Origin of the sequence: Modicisalibacter muralis, assembly GCF_900102945.1 — a bacterium.
Classification (GTDB): domain Bacteria; phylum Pseudomonadota; class Gammaproteobacteria; order Pseudomonadales; family Halomonadaceae; genus Modicisalibacter; species Modicisalibacter muralis.
Genome location: NZ_FNGI01000009.1, coordinates 36,854 through 53,090, shown reverse-complemented (window position 1 = coordinate 53,090; position 16,237 = coordinate 36,854). Strand labels below are relative to the sequence as shown.

Here is a 16,237-nt window from a genome sequence, read left to right as displayed (position 1 = left end):
GAGGATACCCTTTTATTGTTGGCGTGATGGCGTGCCCGGGCTCTGACCGGATGGGCAGCGCTCAGGGAGTGGCCGGTGTCGCGGTGCGTGCCAGTAGCTCGACCCAGTTGCGTCCCATGATGCGCGCGATTTCGGCATCATCGAACCCGCGCTGACGCAGCCCGCCAACCAGGTTGGGAAAGTCGCGATTGTCCCGGAACCAGGCCAGCGGCCGTGGCCAGCCGGCGTTGGTGGCACTGCCTTCGCCGTAGTCCATCTCCTTGGACCAGCGGCCGTTGCGCATCCATGCCAGTACCGAGGGCGGCTGAGCCTGACACAGGTCGGTGCCGATGGCGATACGTTCGATACCCATCAATTCCGCGGTGTCGGCGATCATGTCGCAGTAATCTTCCAGCGTGCAGTCGGGGCCGTTTCTCAGGTGGAACGGGTAGGCGGAGAAGCCCAGCAGGCCGCCGGATTCGGCGATGGCGCGTAGCACCTTGTCCGACTTGTTGCGCTTGGCGGCGTGGAAGGAGCTCGGGTTGGCATGCGAGATGATCACCGGCCGCTCGGAGAGCTCGATGGCCTCCAGGGTCGAGCGTTCGGCGCTGTGCGACATGTCGATGACCATGCCGACGCGATTCATCTCGCGGATCACCTGGCGGCCGAAGCGGGTGATGCCGCTGTCCTCGGCCTCGTAGCAGCCACAGGCCAGCAGGCTCTGGTTGTTGTAGGTAAGCTGCATGATCAGCAGGCCCAGGTCGCGCATCACCGCGACCATGTCGATGTCGTCCTCGATCGGCGAGCAGTTCTGGGCGCCGAGGAAGATGCCGACCTTGCCGGCCTGGCGGGCGCGTTCGATATCCGTGGCCTGACGAACCGGCATGATCAGGTCGTGATGGGCCTCGAAGCGGCGATTCCACTCGCCGAGGCGCGACAGGGTCTCGCGGGTGTTCTCGTGATAGACCAGGGTCGCGTGCACCGCGTCGACGCCGCCCTCGTGCATCTGCTCGAAGATCTCCCGCGACCAGTTGGAATACTGCAGGCCGTCGACGATCAGCATTTCTTGGGACATGGTGCGCGCTCCTCAGGCCTTGACGTAGCAGGTCTTGACCACGGTGTAGAACTCGCGGGCGTAGCGGCCCTGTTCGCGAGGTCCGAAGCTCGAGTCCTTGCGGCCGCCGAAAGGCACGTGATAGTCGGTGCCGGCGGTGGCCAGGTTGACCATCACGCAGCCGGTCTCGGCACGCGCCTTGAAGTCGCTGGCGAGCTTCAGCGACTCGGTGACGATGCCGGCGGTGAGACCGAAGTTGGTGTCGTTGAGGGTGGCGATGGCCTCATCAAAGTCACGCACCTTGATTACGCAGGCGATGGGGCCGAAGACCTCCTCGCGATTGATGGCCATGGCGTTGGTGGTGTCGACGAACAGCGTCGGCGCCATGAAATAGCCTTCGGTGTCGCGCTCAAGACGCCCGCCGCCATAGGCCAGCGTCGCGCCGTCGGCCTGGGCACGTTCCACCCACGCCAGGTTGGACTCCAACTGACGGGCATCCACCGCCGGGCCGAGGTGCACGCCTTCTTCCAGCGCGTGGCCGACCTTGATGGTCTCGAGCTTGGCGATGAGCTTCTCGACGAAACGGTCGTGGACCGCCTGGGTGACGATCAGCCGCGACGAGGCGGTGCACTTCTGCCCGGTGCCGGAATAGGCGCCGGCGAAGGCGGCCTCCACGGCCACGTCCAGGTCGGCGTCGTCGGCGACGATCAGCGCGTTCTTGGAGCCCATCTCGAGCTGGCACTTGACCAGGTTACCGGCGGTGGCGGAAGCGACGCGACGGCCCACTTCCAGCGAGCCGGTGAACGAGACGGCATCGATGTCGGGACTATGGGTCAGGGCATCGCCGATCTGGCTGCCGCTGCCAAGGATCAGGTTGAAGGTCCCGGCCGGGAGATCCTGACGACTGATGATCTCGGTCAGCGCCCAGGCGCTGGCCGGCACCAGGTTGGCCGGCTTGAAGATCACCGCGTTGCCGAAGGCCAGAGCGGGGGCGATCTTCCATACCGCGGTCGCCATGGGGAAATTCCAGGGGCTGATGATGCCGACGACACCCACCGGCTCGCGGCGCGTCTCGACCTCGACGCCGGGGCGCACCGAGTCGACGCGCTCGTCAATCTGGCGCAGCACCTCGGCGGCGTAGTAGTGGAAGAACTGACCCGAGCGATGGACCTCGCCGATGCCCTCGGCCAGCGTCTTGCCTTCCTCGCGCGACAGCAGGCGACCCAGTTCGTCCTTGCGCGCGATCAACTCGTCGCCAATGGCCATCAGCACGCCATAACGCTGCTCCAGTCCGCTATGGCGCCAGGCGTTGGCGCCGTTGCGGGCAGCCGCGATGGCGTCATTCACCTGCGCGAGACTGGCCTGAGCGTAGTCGCCGACGACGTCGGCAATGTCCGACGGGTTGCGGTTGGTCAAGGTGGAAGCCCCTTCGACCCAGTCGCCCGCGATGTACAGGGGATGTGCGGCAGCCATGAACGCCTCCTTTGGATGAACTTGCTGTCATCCTAGGAGGGGTATGAAGATAAATATAATCAATTAAAAAAATAAAATGATAAGTTATCCTTACCATTGCTCAGGAGCCGGCAGATGACGCCCGAACTCAAGATTCAGCAGATGCGTTATGTTCTGGCCATCGTCGACGAGGGCGGCTTTCACGCCGCTGCGCGCCGCCTGCATCGCACCCAACCGGCCTTGTCGCTGGCGATCAGGGATCTCGAGTCGCGTCTCGGCCAGGCGCTGTTCGAGAAGGGTGGCAAGGCGCTCCCGACCCCTTTCGGCGACTACTGCCTGCCGCGCTTTCGCGGTTTGGTGGCCGAGCACGATCGCCTCGCCCAGGAATTGCTGCAGCATGCCGAGCAGCGCCGCGGACGCGTCGACGTGGCCACCGTGCCCTCGGTGGCGAGTCGGCTGATGCCGCAGCTGCTGGCCGATTTCGTCAAGGCCTATCCCGATCTTCAGGTCAACCTGCACGACGGCAACGCCGATTACGTTCAGCGCATGGTGGCCGCCAGGGAGGTCGATCTGGGCATCACCAGCCTATGGCAGGTCGACGACGCCTTCGCCTTCACGCCCTTGATGCATGACGCGGTGGGCGTGGTGTGCCGCGACGATCATCCGCTCGCGGGCAGGCAAGCCGTGGATTGGCGGGAGCTCGATGGCCAGACGCTGATCCGCAATGGTACCTCGCGCTTGCTGGCGGGCACCGAGGCGGCATCGCTACTCGAACGCAGCGCCTTCTATATCTCCAACATGATCTCGCTGACGGCGATGCTCGAGGCGGGCATCGGCATCACCACCTTGCCGCGCCTGGCGTTTCCCGAAGAGTACCAGCGGCTACGCTTCATCCCCTTGTCGACACCCCATGTCGAGCGCGAGATCGGCGTGCTCAAGTCCGCCAGACATAGCTTATCGCCGGCGGCTCAGGCCATGGAGCGCTGCATTCTCGATTCATTGGGAAACTCCAAGAATCTGGCGCTCGACCGATGAACTGATACGGTATTCAACGAAGGGCTTATTACGCCTTCAAGCCGTCCAGGATTTCCTGATACCACCGTACCTTATAGGCATTCGATCGGAGCATGCTCATAATGCCCCCTGGAAGTATGATCCCCTAAAAGCGTAGGTGCTTCCTCGCCAGCCTGGAAGCCTCTGAAAAGCCGTTGTATTTAGCGTGCGCTCTCTTCCGGGTAGCGCCAGCGCGAACGATCATCGATGACAAGGAGTGTGAATGGGAGCGGATTTGAAATGGCTGGGCCGTACCTGGTTATTGCCGTTGATTGCCTTGGCGGTACTGGGTTTTTCGGCGTCCTGGGGCGTGGCCCATCTGTCGGGTCTGAAAACGTGGCTGGCAACCCTGGATACGGTCGAGGCGGGCATTCTGGCCAGCCTGGTCGCTGGGTTATTCACGCCGGTCGGCGCGCTGCCGGTGTTGCTGTTGCGCAAGATAAGCCAGCGAGTCGAGGACTCGCTGATGGGCTTCGGTGCCGGCATCATGCTCGCGGCAACGGCCTTCTCGCTGGCGCAGCCGGCCATCGCCGAAGCCGTGCGCCTGACCGGTGGCATGCTATCGGCCTTGTTGATCGTCACCTTGGGCATCACCGTGGGTGGATTGGTGATCATGGCCATCGAGCGGTTTCTACCGCATGAGCATTTCGCGCTGGGTAAACAAAGCGGCGCCGATGTTTCGAAGCTGCGGCGCATCTGGCTGTTCATCTTTGCCATTACCATTCACAACTTCCCCGAGGGCCTGGCGGTCGGTGTCGGCTACGGTAGTGGGGATATCCAGGCCGGTTTGGCGCTGACGTTGGGTATCGGCCTACAAAACCTGCCGGAAGGATTGATCGTCGCGTTGGGATTGATCAGCGTGGGCTACGGTCGCGCGGCGGCGTTCGGTCTGGCCTTTCTCAGCGGCCTGGTGGAGCCGGTCGGCGGAACGCTGGGCGCCGTGGCGGTGGCGCTGGCTGAAACCCTGCTGCCCTGGGGGCTGGCCTTCGCTGCCGGTGCCATGTTGTTCGTCATCAGCCACGAGATCATTCCCGAATCGCACCGTCAGGGCCATGAGGGCTACGCAACGATGGGCGTGTTAGCGGGGTTTACCGTGATGCTGATGCTCGATGCGACGCTATGATCGTGAAGCGTAGCGTGAAAACCGTTGCCTGCGTGGCGGCGCCGGGTCGTCTACAGTGAAATCAGGTAGCGTGATTAAGCCACATCCGTTCGCGCGCCCCGGGCCGAGCTTCGCATTGAGTCGCCCGCGTTGACCTGCCCGGTCATCGTCAGCGGTTAAGAGGTAACGCCATGAGGTCAGCAGTGGACAATAATATCAAGACCCCCTCGGCCGCCAACCGGCTCGTCATTCATCGCATCGACATCAACCGCCCCCGGGCCTGGCTGGCCGCGGGGGTCAGTGATTTTCGCGCCGCCACGCCGGTCAGTCTGGCTTACGGGCTATTCTGGGTCGGCTTGAGTCTGGCGGTTACCGCTGGCGCCTACACGATGGGGCTATGGCATTGGTTGCTACCCTTGATCGCCGGTTTCATGTTTCTCGGCCCGCTGGTGGCGGTCGGCTCCTACGGAATCAGTCGTCGCCTCGGCGAGGGCGGCACCCCGACGCTGGGCGATGCTTTCGCGGCCTGGGCCTCGCATCCCGGCCAGTTGGCGATGATGGGCGTGATGCTGATGATTTTTTTCATGGCCTGGATTCGCTTCGCCCTGCTGTTGTTCGCGCTGTTCTTCGGCCTTCACACCCCCGATCCGGCGAGTCTTTATACGGCGCTGTTCACCACCCCGGAGGGTCTTGCCCTGTTGGCGGTGGGGAGCTGTATCGGCGCGGTGCTGGCTTTCGGTTCCTTCGCCATCAGCGTGGTGGCGATTCCTACCTTGATGGATCGTGATCTGACCTTCATGGAAGGTATCGAGGCGAGCGTCAAGAGTGTCGCGCGCAACTTCCGGCCGATGCTGTTGTGGGCTGCCATTCTGACCGGCTGCACGCTGATCGGCATCGCTACTTTCTATATCGGCCTCGCGGTGATTCTGCCGGTGCTCGGCCATGCCAGTTGGCATGCCTACGAGGACCTGGTCGGCGAGGAGGACCCAAGGGGTGGTCACGGGGTTGGGTGACAGCGAGTGATATAACGCTATGCTGGGCGGCCGAGGCCGCCCTTTTCATGTTCACGATACACGTGACTGCATTGTAAGGATTATCTTAGCCATGACGCTCACCGCTGATTCATCGGTACTGACGGGACTTTACCGTTACCCCATCAAATCCACCGCCGGTCAGGCCTTGAAGCAGGCGAGCGTCGGCGAGGAGGGGCTCGAAGGCGATCGCCGTTATATGGTGGTGAAGCCCGACGGAACCTTCATTACCGCACGCACGCATCCGCAATTGCAGCGGGTCGTCGCCCAGCCGATCGATTCCGGGCTGGCGCTGGCGCACGAGCGGCTGGGTGAGATAACGGCGCATCAACGCGACTTCGTTGCCGCGCCGTTCGCCACCGGCGTGTGGGGCGACGAGTTCGAGGCCCTGACCACCACGTCGGTGCTGGATGACTGGTTCAGCCAGGTCATCGGCGAACCGGCCCGGCTATTATGGTTGGGTCAGCGCTCGCCGCGTTATCGCTCGCGCATAGCGCACCGGGTCAGCTTTGCCGATGGCTACCCGGTGATGTTGATATCCCAGGCCTCGCTCGACGACCTCAATGCGCGCATGACCAGCGAGCAACGCATGAGCCAATTTCGCCCCAACCTGGTGATTGCCGGCACCGCTGCTTACGCCGAGGATAGCTGGAAACGCATTCGCATCGGTGCGCTGGAATTCAGCGTAGACGCGCCATGCTCACGCTGCGTGATGATCACCGTCGACCCCGCGACGGGTGAGTTCCTTCCCCGCCGCGAGCCGTTGCGTACCCTGGCCGGTTATCGCCGTGGCGAAGGCGGCAAGGTCTATTTCGGTCAGAATCTCATTGCCCACGGCGAAGGCGAGCTCGAACTCGGCGCGCCGTTGGAAGTGCTCGAAATACAGGACGGCAGCGACTGATCAGCCGGGACGATTCTGGCGGTCGCGCTCGAAGCGCACGGTAACGCCGGCGTTGCCGAGTTGCATGACTTCGCTGGGCCGACCCTGCTCGTCGAAGCGAACGTAGCCGATGCCGGCGCCATTGTAGACCCGCTCGCTGGCCTTGGCATGATCCGGAATGCGTGGCCGAACATGCATCTTGCGGCGCTTGGTGAACCAGTTGAGCGGTGACCAGGGTGCATAGAGCCAGCGATTGAGGCGGTCGAACCAGTCGAGCAGGGTGTCGGGAAACTCGTTTTTCAAGCCGCTGCTGGTGATCTGCCAGATATTCGGGCCGCGCTCGCGCATCTGGCGGATGCGCACGTCGTAGACGAACGAGTAGTGCACGTCGCCGGAGAGGATGACGTAATTCCCCGGCGTGCGGGTATGGCGAAAGATATTGAGCATCACGCTGGCCGCGCCGCGATGCGCCATCCAGTTCTCGGCATCGACCAGTAGCGGTTTGCCCACCCAACTGAAGATGCGTTGCACGCTCTCGATCAACTTGACCCCGAACATCGGCGCCGGCGAAACGATCACGATCGAGGCCTCGCCCAGCAGTTCCTGCTGAAACTCCGAGAGCGCTTCCCAGTCCATCAACCCCGAGGGAAGCTGGCGGTTGCGCTCGCTGCGCCAGCGCCGGGTGCGGGTATCCAGTACCACCAGCTTGGGCGAGCAGGGTAGGCAGTAGCTCCAGCCCTCGAAGCGCAGCAGATCGGTGATCAACTCATCCTGACGTGCCGCCGGCAAAAAGCCCTCACTGCGGCTTTCCAGTAGCTGTTCAAGCCTGGCCAGTGGTGCGCCCAGCCGGTCGGGTGCGTTGCCCCAGCCCTGGCAAATCAGGTAACCGAGCAAGGCGTTACCGACGATGCGCCGTGAAAACGGATGGCCATAGGCAGTTTCTTCCCAGGCGGCGGTCAGGTTCCAGTCGTCGGTAACGTCGTGATCGTCGAAGATCATCAGCGTGGGCACTTGCGCCATGACCCGCGCCGCCGCGGGAAGCTCGACGACGAAGGCCTCGATGGTCTCGCGCTCACTGGCGAAGCGTCTTGCATGCTCGGCGTCGAGTGGCGGCTCATCGAGTTCGATTAACCGCCACGGCAACGGCGACCAGACCAGCAGGTACATCGCCATCACTTCGCCGAAGGTGATCAGATGATTCGAGGCATTGGCGGCGGTGAATATGGGTTTTCTGACGCCGCCGAAGAAGCGCTCGCGCAGTGCCTCGTTGGACTCGAACTCGGGTAGCAGTTGCTGACGGTGATAGTAGGTTTCGTCGGCGGCGTACAGCGTCTCGCTATCGTCGACCTCGGCGCCTTCCAGAAACTCGCCATGCAGCCCGAGGCGCCGGATCAGTGCATGAATGGCGACCAGCATCGGGCCGGCGACATCGTCGGCGTAGATCTGATCGCCGGTCATCAGCAACAGCGCGGGGCGCTCGCTGGGCCGGTCGTGGCGTTCGGCCAGCCAGGCATCGGCTCGCGCCAGGCCGTCACCCGTGGGGTAGTGAGGCTTGCGACACGAGCCGTGCAGCACGCCATCCAGCCGCGACTTGATCACGAAGCTCGGATTCGCCTCTTCGCCATACAGCAGGTGCGGGCAGTAGTGGGCAATGCCCGTTTCGTTAGTGTTTGACGCCTCGGCGTTCGGCTGGCGTATGAACAGGTCGTAGCCAATCGCGACATCGCATGGCAGCGGCTCCGGCAAGGCGACATCGATCAGCTGAACATGGGCATGCGCGCCGACGGAAAGGCACCGGCAGGTGTCTTCATCGAGCGCGATATCGCGCGGGGCTTCATCGCCGGGGAACAGGCGCAATCGCAGGCCCAGTGGGCGTGAGCTCACCAGCCATATAACGATGCGTTGGGGTTCTATGCGACGCAACAACGGGCCAGCCAGAACGTCGGGCAGGGCGCTGGAGCTTTCGTCCATGGGGGCGGGTCTGGCGTTGGCGTTTTGCATACGGACGCCAGCATAACCCGTCGCGCATGAATCTGACCATGCCGCTATGTCATTGATCCTGGCCGGTTAGTCCGAAGGCTTGGAATTATCGGCCAGTTCGGCGAGGCAAGCGCTCACTTCGTCGTCGCTGGTCTGGCCGAACTCGGCGTACCACTGGCCGACCGCGTGGAAATTCGCCGGTGTCGCCACGCAGACCACCTCATCGACCTCGGCGGCGAGCGAGTCCAGCGTCTCGGGCGGGGCGACCGGCACGGCCAGAATGCAATGCCCGACGCCGAGCCGGCGCACGGCGCGAATCGCAGCGCGCATGCTGGCGCCGGTGGCGATGCCATCGTCGACCAGAATCACCCGGCGCTGATGCAGGTCGGGGTACGCGCGTTCGCCGCGATAAGTCGTCTCGCGCCGGGCGAGTTCGTTGCGCTCCTTGTCGATTACCGCTTGCAACGCGCCTTCATCGAGTCGCAACTGCTTGACCAGCGCTTCGTCGAGCACCGTGACATCGCCGCTGGCGATGGCACCCATGGCGAATTCCTCGTGGCCCGGCATGCCCAGCTTGCGCACCACCATCACATCCAGCGGTGCCCCCAGCGAGCGGGCGATTTCCGCAGCCACCGGCACGCCGCCGCGCGGCAGCCCTAAAATCAGCGCATCCTCGCCAGCATGACCGCGCAAGCGCTCGGCGAGGGCCTTGCCGGCGGCGGTGCGGTTGGCGAAGGGAAGTTCCGGCATGGTGACCTCCTGTCTGCCCGATGAGTTCTTTCACACTCCCAGCGTGGCCGGCAGCGGGCAATTTTTCCAGCGCCCCCGCAAGCGCTTACTTACCCTGCGGCCTGCGTCGATAGCGTAGCGAGCGCTCGACCACATCGCTGCCGGGCTGGTAAATCCCTTGTGCGGCGTCAAGCGCCCGGGCCAGCGTCAACTCGGCGATGCGCGCATGATTCTGCGGCAGCGAGTTGACCGGCTGGGGCAGGAAGTCGAGCAGGCGGTCGTCGCCGAACGTCGCCAGGCGTGGTCGATCGGGCAGGCCGCCGTTGTCCAGCAGCACATCGAAGGCGCCGTCGAGCAGCGTATAGGAGGCGGTCACCAGCGCATCCGGCATGCCCCGTTCATTGAGCAGGCGCCGCATCAGCGCCGCGCCCTCGGCGCGGTCATAGCGCGCGGCGGTGAATACCAGCGGCGTTACGTCGGTGCCGGTCAGCGCCCGATGAAACCCCTGGCGCCGTTCGCGGGTGATCGACAGTTCATCCACGGCATCGAACCAGGCGATACGCTCGACGTCCGGTTCCAATACCGAGCGCGTCAGCGCTTCGGCGGCGGCAATGTTGTGACTGAGAATGCACACGAAGCGTGACGGATCGAGCGCCCGGTCGATGGCGATGACCGGCAGCCCGCCAGCCATCAGTTCGACATAGAACGAATCGTCCGGCGCCAGGCTGCTGGCCACGATCAGCGCCTGGCAACGCTGCGCGCGCAGCGCCAGGGCCAGCTCGCGCTCGGTATCGGGCTCGTCGTCGGAGCCGACGATCAGCAACTGGAAACCCCGCTCGCGGGCGCCGCGTTCCAGGCGTTTGGCCAGGCGCGCGTAACTGGCGTTTTCCAGGTCCGGCACGATCAGCCCCAGGGTGCGGCTCTGGCCACGGCGTAGCGCGGCGGCCTGGGCATCGACCCGGTACTGATGGCGTTCGACCACGGCCATCACCCTGGCCACCGTATCGCGGCTGATGCGACGCTCCTCGGCCTTGCCGTTAATCACGTAGCTGGCGGTGGTACGTGAGACACCGGCGAGACGGGCGATTTCAGCGAGTGTCATGTGGGTTCCTTGTCAACCTCGATAAGAGACGAGCCGGGCCATTCTACGGCAGCGACGAAACCTGGCGCCCCCTGCGAAGGTCGTAGATCGGCGGGCTTGATTAATCGGCTGGATCGTTCCAGCATTGCTTAACAACATAGGTGACACGATTCAGCTTATCGAAGCAAGCGCACCGAAAGCTGAAAGGAGAATCCCATGCTCACGTTGCATCAGGACGACGTCCTGCTCGATTGCCGCGCCGCCGACTGGCGCGATGCCCTGGACCAGGCTGCGGCATCGCTAGCCGAGGCCGGCCGGGCCACGCCGGAATACCGTCACGGCCTGCACGAGCGCGAAGCCCAGTCGTCGACCTACCTGGGCAATGCCATCGCCATTCCGCATGGCACGCCGGAGAGCCGCGACCAGGTGCTGGCCACCGGTGTGCGGGTGCTGCAATTTCCCGAGGGCATTGAGTGGCACGACGGCAATCGCGTGCATGTGCTGGTGACCATCGCCGCGCAGAGCGACGAGCATCTCGATATCCTGCGTGCGCTGACCCATGTGCTCGACCGCGAGGGCGTCGCCGCACAGCTGGCCGAGGCAAGGAGTCGTGCCGAGATCATCGCCCAGTTGGCCAAGGCGCCGATAGTGGCGCGAGTCGATATCGATACGCTGTGCCTGGGCTTTCCGGCCAAGGATCGCTTCGAGCTGGCACTCGCCGGTGCTGCGCGGCTGCGTCAGGCCGGCTGCGTGACTGGCGATTTTGTCGCGGCGATAGTCGAGCAGGAACCGGTGGCGCTGGGCCAAGGCCTGTGGCTGGCCAGCAGTTCGTGCGGCGTGACGACACCGGCCTTGTCGTTGGCCACGCCCGAGGCGGCCTTTGTCGGCCCCAAGGGGCCGGTCAATGGGGTATTTTGCCTGGCCGGACAGGGCGAGGCGCACCTGGGGCTGATCGATCGGCTGGCGACGCTGCTCGATGCCGGCGATGGCGAAGCGCTGGCCGATGCCGACGCCGCCACCGTGCTGGCGCGCCTGGCCGGCGAGAGCGCCCGCGCCGAAACCGCGCGTGCCCGGGTGCTCAACGCCCATGGCCTGCACGCGCGGCCGGCCAAGCAACTGGTGCACATCGCGCGCAGCCAGGGCTTGCCGATCAAGGTGCGCCTGCTCGAGGGCAGCGCCGAGACGGTATCGGCGGCCAGCCTGACCAAGGTCATCGGCCTGGGTGCGCGGCGCGGCCAGACGCTGGTGTTCTCCGCCGAGGGCGCGGGGGCCGGCGAGGCGCTGAAGGCGCTTGTCGATGCGATGGGTGACGGCCTCGGCGAGAAGGTCGCGGCCTTCGACGAGCGTCGCGATGTCGAGACCGCCCCCGCAGCGCCCACGCCCCTCGAGCCATTACCTGCAGATACACCGCATATGGCGGTACCGGCCGCGCCGGGCCTGGCCATCGCGCCGGTCTTCGTCATGCGCGCGCCGCGCTTCGACTACCCCGAACGCGCCCGCGATCTCGACGCCGAGCGCGGCGGCGATGGCGTGGCACAGAAGGCACGCCTAGAGCGGGCCCTGCGCGAGGCCACCGAACAACTCGAAGCCTTGATTCGTCAGGCCAAGGGCGGCGAGGTCGCGCAGATCCTGTCGATCCACGAGGAGATGCTCGACGATCCCGAGCTGCGCGAGGCGGCGCACGAGGGTATCGACGAAGGGCTCTCCGCCGAAGCGGCCTGGTGGCGCGGGATCGATACCGCCGCGCGCGCCCAGGAGATGCTCGCCGATCGCCTGCTGGCCGAGCGCGCCGCCGACCTGCGCGACGTCGGTCGTCGCGTGCTGGGTATTTTGTGCGGTATCGAACTGCCCACGCCGCCCGATGAGCCCTACATCCTAGTCGTGGATGACGTTGGCCCGTCCGACGTGGCGCGGCTGGATACCGCCAAGGTGCGCGGCCTGCTCACCGTGCGCGGCGGGGCGACCTCACATAGCGCGATTCTCGCCCGTGCCCTGGGTATCGCCGCCGTAGTGGGTGCCGGCGAGCGGATCATGACGCTGGAAAACGGCAGCGACTTGATCCTCGACGGCGAGCGTGGCCGGGTGATTCCCTCGCCGTCCAAAGAGCGCCGCGAGCGCGCCGAACTGCGCCTGAAGGAACACCAGGCCCGCGAGAGGCAAGCCTACGCCGAGCGCTTCGAGCCGGGTCAAACGCGCGATGGCCATCGCGTCGAGGTCGCCGCCAACCTGGGCAATACCGCCCACGCCGCCGATGCCGTCGAGCAGGGCGCCGAGGGCGTCGGCCTGCTGCGCACCGAGTTCGTGTTCATGGCGCATGCCGAGGCGCCGGATCTCGATACCCAGATCGCCGAGTACCGCGAAGCCATTGAGGCGCTCGATGGCCGCCCGCTGGTCGCGCGCACGCTGGATGTCGGCGGCGACAAGCCATTGCCGTATTGGCCGCTGCCTCAGGAAGATAACCCGTTCCTCGGCCTACGCGGCATTCGCCTGGCGCTGACCCGCCCGGAGATTCTCGAGACGCAGCTTCGCGCGCTGCTGGTCGCCGCCGGCGACAAGCCACTGCGCATCATGCTGCCGATGGTCAAGGACATCGCCGAGTTCCGCGCCGCGCGGGCCATCGTCGAGCGTTTGCAGGAGGAGATCCAGGCGCCCGACGTGCAACTCGGCGTGATGATCGAGATTCCTTCCAGTGCGCTGCTGGCGCCGAGCCTGGCCGAGGAGGTCGATTTCTTCTCCATCGGCACCAACGATTTGACCCAGTACACCCTGGCCATCGACCGTGGCCACGCCGAGCTCTCCGCACAATCCGACGGCCTGCACCCGGCAGTGCTGCGGCTGATCCAGATGACCGTCGAGGCCGCGCACGCCAAGGGCAAGTGGGTCGGCGTATGCGGCGAGCTGGCTTCCGATCCTCAGGCGGTACCGGTATTGGTCGGGTTGGGCGTCGACGAGCTGTCGGTCTCGCTGCGCCAGGTACCGATGGTCAAGGCGCGCCTGCGCGAGCTGACCCTCGATGAGGCGCGCCGTCACGCCGAGATCGCGCTGGCGCAGGCCACCAGCGACGCGGTGCGCGAAGCCCTGGAGGCGCTGTGATGGCACGGATACTCACGCTGAGCCTCAACCCCGCGCTGGATCTCGCCATTCGATTGCCGCGCCTGACGCTGGGCGCGGTCAACCGCACCGAGGCGACCCATCTCACCGCCGCCGGCAAGGGCGTCAATGTCGCGCGGGTGTTGGTGGCGTTGGGCCATGAAGTCACGGTGTCGGGCTTTCTGGGTGGCGCCAATGACGCGCCCTTCGTGCGTGCCTTCGCCGACCTGGGCGTGGAGGACGCCTTCCTGCGCGTACCGGGCGAGACGCGCATCAACGCCAAGCTCGCCGAGCACGATGGGCGCATCACCGATATCAACGGCCCCGGCCTTGCGATTGCGCTGGATGCCTTCAACCGCCTGGTCATTGAGCTCGATGCGCGAGCCGGCGACCCGGCGCGCCGCCCGGATGCGGTGGTGATCGCCGGCAGCCTACCGCCGGGGATTTCGCCCGACGAACTGGCGGCGTTGATCCGGCGCTTGCGCGAACATCGCCTGCCGGTGTGGGTCGATACCAGCGGCGCGGCGCTGGACGCCGCCATTGTCGCGAAGCCCAACGCGGTCAAGCCCAATGAACAGGAGCTGGCCGAGTGGGCGGGCGAGTCATTGACCAGTGATGCCGCACGCCTGCGCGCCGCGCGGCGCCTGCATGCCTCGGGCATCGACGAGGCGCTGATCTCCGCCGGACGCGACGGCGTGCTGTGGGTCGGCCGACGCGGTGCCTGGCTGGCCACACCGCCCAAGGTGAGCGTCGCCAGCACCGTGGGCGCCGGCGACACGCTGGTGGCGGGCATGCTGCACGGCGTACTCGCCGGTCTTCCCGTTGAAGAGTCCTTGCGCATGGCCACGGCGCTGTCCGCCGAGTCCGTGCGCCACGTTGGCGTGGGCAATCCCGACGCCGCCGACTTCGATCAACTCCAACAACACACTCGCGTGCGTCGGTTGGACGCAAACGCAGAGGGAGCGCTCGCATGAACGTCATCCTGATTACCGCCTGCCCGAGCGGCATGGCCACCACTTTTCTTGCCGCACGGCGTCTCGAGCAGGCCGCCAAGCGCCGTGGCTGGCAGCCAACGGTGGAAATGCACGGCGAGCTGGAACCGCTCGCACCGGCAAGCGCCGAGGCCATCGATGCCGCCGAACTGGTCATCGTCGCCGCCGATCACGTGCCCGATCCGCAGCGCTTTGCCGGCAAGCGATTGTTCCAGGCATCGATCGCCCAGGCCCTGCCGGACCCGTCGGCGTTTCTTGAGCGCGCGAGCCGCGAGGCGACGTCTTTTATGGCGCCCGAAGATGCGCCTGGCTCTTTATCGGCGCCGCTTTCTAAGGCGCCCGAACATGCGCCACGTTCTTCACAAACGACCGTAGCTGAGTCTTCACCGGCGAAAAATATCGTCGCGGTGACGGCGTGCCCGACCGGCGTGGCGCACACCTTCATGGCCGCCGAGGCGCTGGCGGAGGCGGGCCGCGCGCTGGGGCACAGGATTCGCGTAGAAACCCAGGGCTCGGTGGGCGCCCAGGACGAGCTCAGCGACGATGAGATCCGCGACGCCGATGTGGTCATTCTGGCCTGCGACATCGAGGTCGACCCCACGCGCTTCGCCGGCAAGCGTATCTGGCGTACCTCCACCGGCAACGCGCTGAAGAAGTCGCGCCAGACCGTTGAGGAGGCCCTGGCCAATGCCGAGGTGGAAAGCCAGGCCGGCGCCGCCGGTGGTGGCGAGCGCAAGAAGAGCGTCAAGGAGAAGGGCGTCTACAAGCACCTGCTGACCGGCGTGTCGTTCATGCTGCCGATGGTGGTCGCCGGCGGCCTGTTGATCGCGCTGTCGTTCGTGTTCGGCATCGAGGCCTTCAAGGAGGAGGGCACGCTGGCCGCGGCATTGATGCAGATTGGCGGCGGCACCGCCTTCGCGCTGATGATCCCGGTGCTGGCCGGGTATATCGCCTATTCGATTGCCGACCGGCCGGGCATCGCGCCGGGGATGATCGGCGGCATGCTGGCGTCGCAGGTCGGTGCAGGCTTCATCGGCGGCATCATCGCCGGGTTCCTGGCCGGTTACGTGGCCAAGGCGGTCACCCAATACGTCAAGCTGCCGGCGAGCGTCGAATCGCTCAAGCCGATCCTGATCATTCCATTGATCGCCAGCCTGGTCACCGGCCTGGTGATGATCTACGTGGTCGGCGAGCCGGTGGCCGCGCTTCTCTCGACGCTGACGGCGTTTCTCGAGAACATGGGCTCGGCCAATGCCGTGCTGCTGGGTATTCTGCTAGGCGCGATGATGTGCTTCGACCTCGGCGGGCCGGTCAACAAGGCCGCCTACACCTTCGGGGTCGGGCTGCTGGCCTCCGAGACCTACGCGCCAATGGCCGCGATCATGGCCGCCGGCATGGTACCCGCGCTGGGCATGGGCATCGCCAGCTTCGTCGCGCGTAACAAGTTCGCCACCGCCGAGCGCGAAGCCGGCAAGGCCTCGTTCGTGCTGGGCATGTGCTTTATCACCGAAGGCGCGATTCCCTTCGCCGCCAAGGATCCGCTGCGGGTGATCCCCGCCTGCATGGTCGGTGGCGCGATCACCGGCGCGCTATCGATGCTGTTCGGCGCCGAACTGATGGCGCCCCACGGCGGCATCTTTGTGCTGTTGATCCCCAACGCCATCACCCCGGTATTGTTGTACCTCGCGGCGATCGTCGCCGGCGCGCTGGTCACCGGGCTCGGCTACGCCATGATCAAGCGGGGTGAGGCGCCGGTGGTGACCGCCAACGCTTGATTCTCGCTATCGCCACCCTCTAAAAAGCATCGGCGTCTG

The 16,237-nt window shown here is 65.4% G+C and carries 12 protein-coding genes; 7 read left to right on the top strand and 5 right to left on the bottom strand.

All coding sequences use genetic code 11. From position 1 onward, the window contains the following. Nucleotides 1–61 precede the first annotated feature (61 nt). A complete protein-coding gene (locus BLR92_RS14535) occupies nucleotides 62–1,054 on the bottom strand; it encodes a dipeptidase (RefSeq protein ID WP_175488828.1) in 993 nt (330 codons plus the stop codon). Between the two features lie 12 nt (nucleotides 1,055–1,066). Continuing rightward, entirely contained in the window at nucleotides 1,067–2,506 is a 1,440-nt protein-coding gene (locus tag BLR92_RS14530; protein WP_089729843.1) for an aldehyde dehydrogenase family protein, read from the bottom strand. A gap of 114 nt (nucleotides 2,507–2,620) precedes the next feature. Between BLR92_RS14530 and BLR92_RS14525 the strand changes: the two genes are divergently transcribed. From BLR92_RS14525 to BLR92_RS14510, 4 genes are all read left to right on the top strand, one after another. Further along, nucleotides 2,621–3,520 (top strand): LysR family transcriptional regulator, encoded by a 900-nt coding sequence (locus tag BLR92_RS14525; RefSeq protein ID WP_089729841.1) that lies wholly within the window; start codon nucleotides 2,621–2,623, stop codon nucleotides 3,518–3,520. Nucleotides 3,521–3,761: 241 nt separating this feature from the next. Next, nucleotides 3,762–4,661, top strand: a complete 900-nt coding sequence (locus BLR92_RS14520; protein ID WP_089729839.1) for a ZIP family metal transporter — start codon at nucleotides 3,762–3,764, stop codon at nucleotides 4,659–4,661. A gap of 227 nt (nucleotides 4,662–4,888) precedes the next feature. Further along, complete coding sequence (locus BLR92_RS14515; RefSeq protein WP_370659230.1) at nucleotides 4,889–5,653, top strand: DUF2189 domain-containing protein; 765 nt, start codon at nucleotides 4,889–4,891, stop codon at nucleotides 5,651–5,653. Between the two features lie 91 nt (nucleotides 5,654–5,744). Further along, entirely contained in the window at nucleotides 5,745–6,572 is an 828-nt protein-coding gene (locus BLR92_RS14510) for an MOSC domain-containing protein (protein ID WP_089729835.1), read from the top strand. On the opposite strand, the gene BLR92_RS14505 is transcribed toward BLR92_RS14510, so the two are convergent. The 3 genes from BLR92_RS14505 to cra form a co-directional block, all read right to left on the bottom strand. Next, nucleotides 6,573–8,552 (bottom strand): metallophosphoesterase family protein, encoded by a 1,980-nt coding sequence (locus tag BLR92_RS14505; RefSeq protein WP_217636595.1) that lies wholly within the window; start codon nucleotides 8,550–8,552, stop codon nucleotides 6,573–6,575. Nucleotides 8,553–8,618: 66 nt separating this feature from the next. Continuing rightward, entirely contained in the window at nucleotides 8,619–9,281 is a 663-nt protein-coding gene (locus BLR92_RS14500) for a phosphoribosyltransferase (protein WP_089729833.1), read from the bottom strand. 85 nt (nucleotides 9,282–9,366) lie between these two features. Continuing rightward, nucleotides 9,367–10,362, bottom strand: a complete 996-nt coding sequence (gene cra, locus BLR92_RS14495; protein ID WP_089729831.1) for a catabolite repressor/activator — start codon at nucleotides 10,360–10,362, stop codon at nucleotides 9,367–9,369. Between the two features lie 195 nt (nucleotides 10,363–10,557). On the opposite strand from cra, the gene ptsP reads away from it, so the two are divergent. From ptsP to BLR92_RS14480, 3 genes are read left to right on the top strand one after another with little or no spacing between them, the layout of a single operon-like run. Then, on the top strand, nucleotides 10,558–13,434 hold the full coding sequence (gene ptsP / locus BLR92_RS14490) for a phosphoenolpyruvate--protein phosphotransferase (protein ID WP_089729829.1): 2,877 nt from the start codon (nucleotides 10,558–10,560) through the stop codon (nucleotides 13,432–13,434). After that, nucleotides 13,434–14,405 (top strand): 1-phosphofructokinase, encoded by a 972-nt coding sequence (gene pfkB, locus BLR92_RS14485; RefSeq protein ID WP_089729827.1) that lies wholly within the window; start codon nucleotides 13,434–13,436, stop codon nucleotides 14,403–14,405. The genes ptsP and pfkB overlap by 1 nt, the downstream gene beginning before the upstream one ends. After that, entirely contained in the window at nucleotides 14,402–16,198 is a 1,797-nt protein-coding gene (locus BLR92_RS14480) for a PTS fructose-like transporter subunit IIB (protein ID WP_089729825.1), read from the top strand. The genes pfkB and BLR92_RS14480 overlap by 4 nt, the downstream gene beginning before the upstream one ends. The last annotated feature ends 39 nt before the right edge of the window (nucleotides 16,199–16,237 follow it).

Excerpts from the sequence above, each read along its gene's own strand:
- BLR92_RS14535 (WP_175488828.1), bottom strand. The coding sequence starts at position 1,054 with ATGTCCCAAGAAATGCTGATCGTCGACGGCCTGCAGTATTCCAACTGG.
- BLR92_RS14530 (WP_089729843.1), bottom strand. The coding sequence starts at position 2,506 with ATGGCTGCCGCACATCCCCTGTACATCGCGGGCGACTGGGTCGAAGGG.
- BLR92_RS14525 (WP_089729841.1), top strand. The coding sequence starts at position 2,621 with ATGACGCCCGAACTCAAGATTCAGCAGATGCGTTATGTTCTGGCCATC.
- BLR92_RS14520 (WP_089729839.1), top strand. The coding sequence starts at position 3,762 with ATGGGAGCGGATTTGAAATGGCTGGGCCGTACCTGGTTATTGCCGTTG.
- BLR92_RS14510 (WP_089729835.1), top strand. The coding sequence starts at position 5,745 with ATGACGCTCACCGCTGATTCATCGGTACTGACGGGACTTTACCGTTAC.
- BLR92_RS14505 (WP_217636595.1), bottom strand. The coding sequence starts at position 8,552 with ATGCAAAACGCCAACGCCAGACCCGCCCCCATGGACGAAAGCTCCAGC.
- BLR92_RS14500 (WP_089729833.1), bottom strand. The coding sequence starts at position 9,281 with ATGCCGGAACTTCCCTTCGCCAACCGCACCGCCGCCGGCAAGGCCCTC.
- cra (WP_089729831.1), bottom strand. The coding sequence starts at position 10,362 with ATGACACTCGCTGAAATCGCCCGTCTCGCCGGTGTCTCACGTACCACC.
- ptsP (WP_089729829.1), top strand. The coding sequence starts at position 10,558 with ATGCTCACGTTGCATCAGGACGACGTCCTGCTCGATTGCCGCGCCGCC.
- pfkB (WP_089729827.1), top strand. The coding sequence starts at position 13,434 with ATGGCACGGATACTCACGCTGAGCCTCAACCCCGCGCTGGATCTCGCC.
- BLR92_RS14480 (WP_089729825.1), top strand. The coding sequence starts at position 14,402 with ATGAACGTCATCCTGATTACCGCCTGCCCGAGCGGCATGGCCACCACT.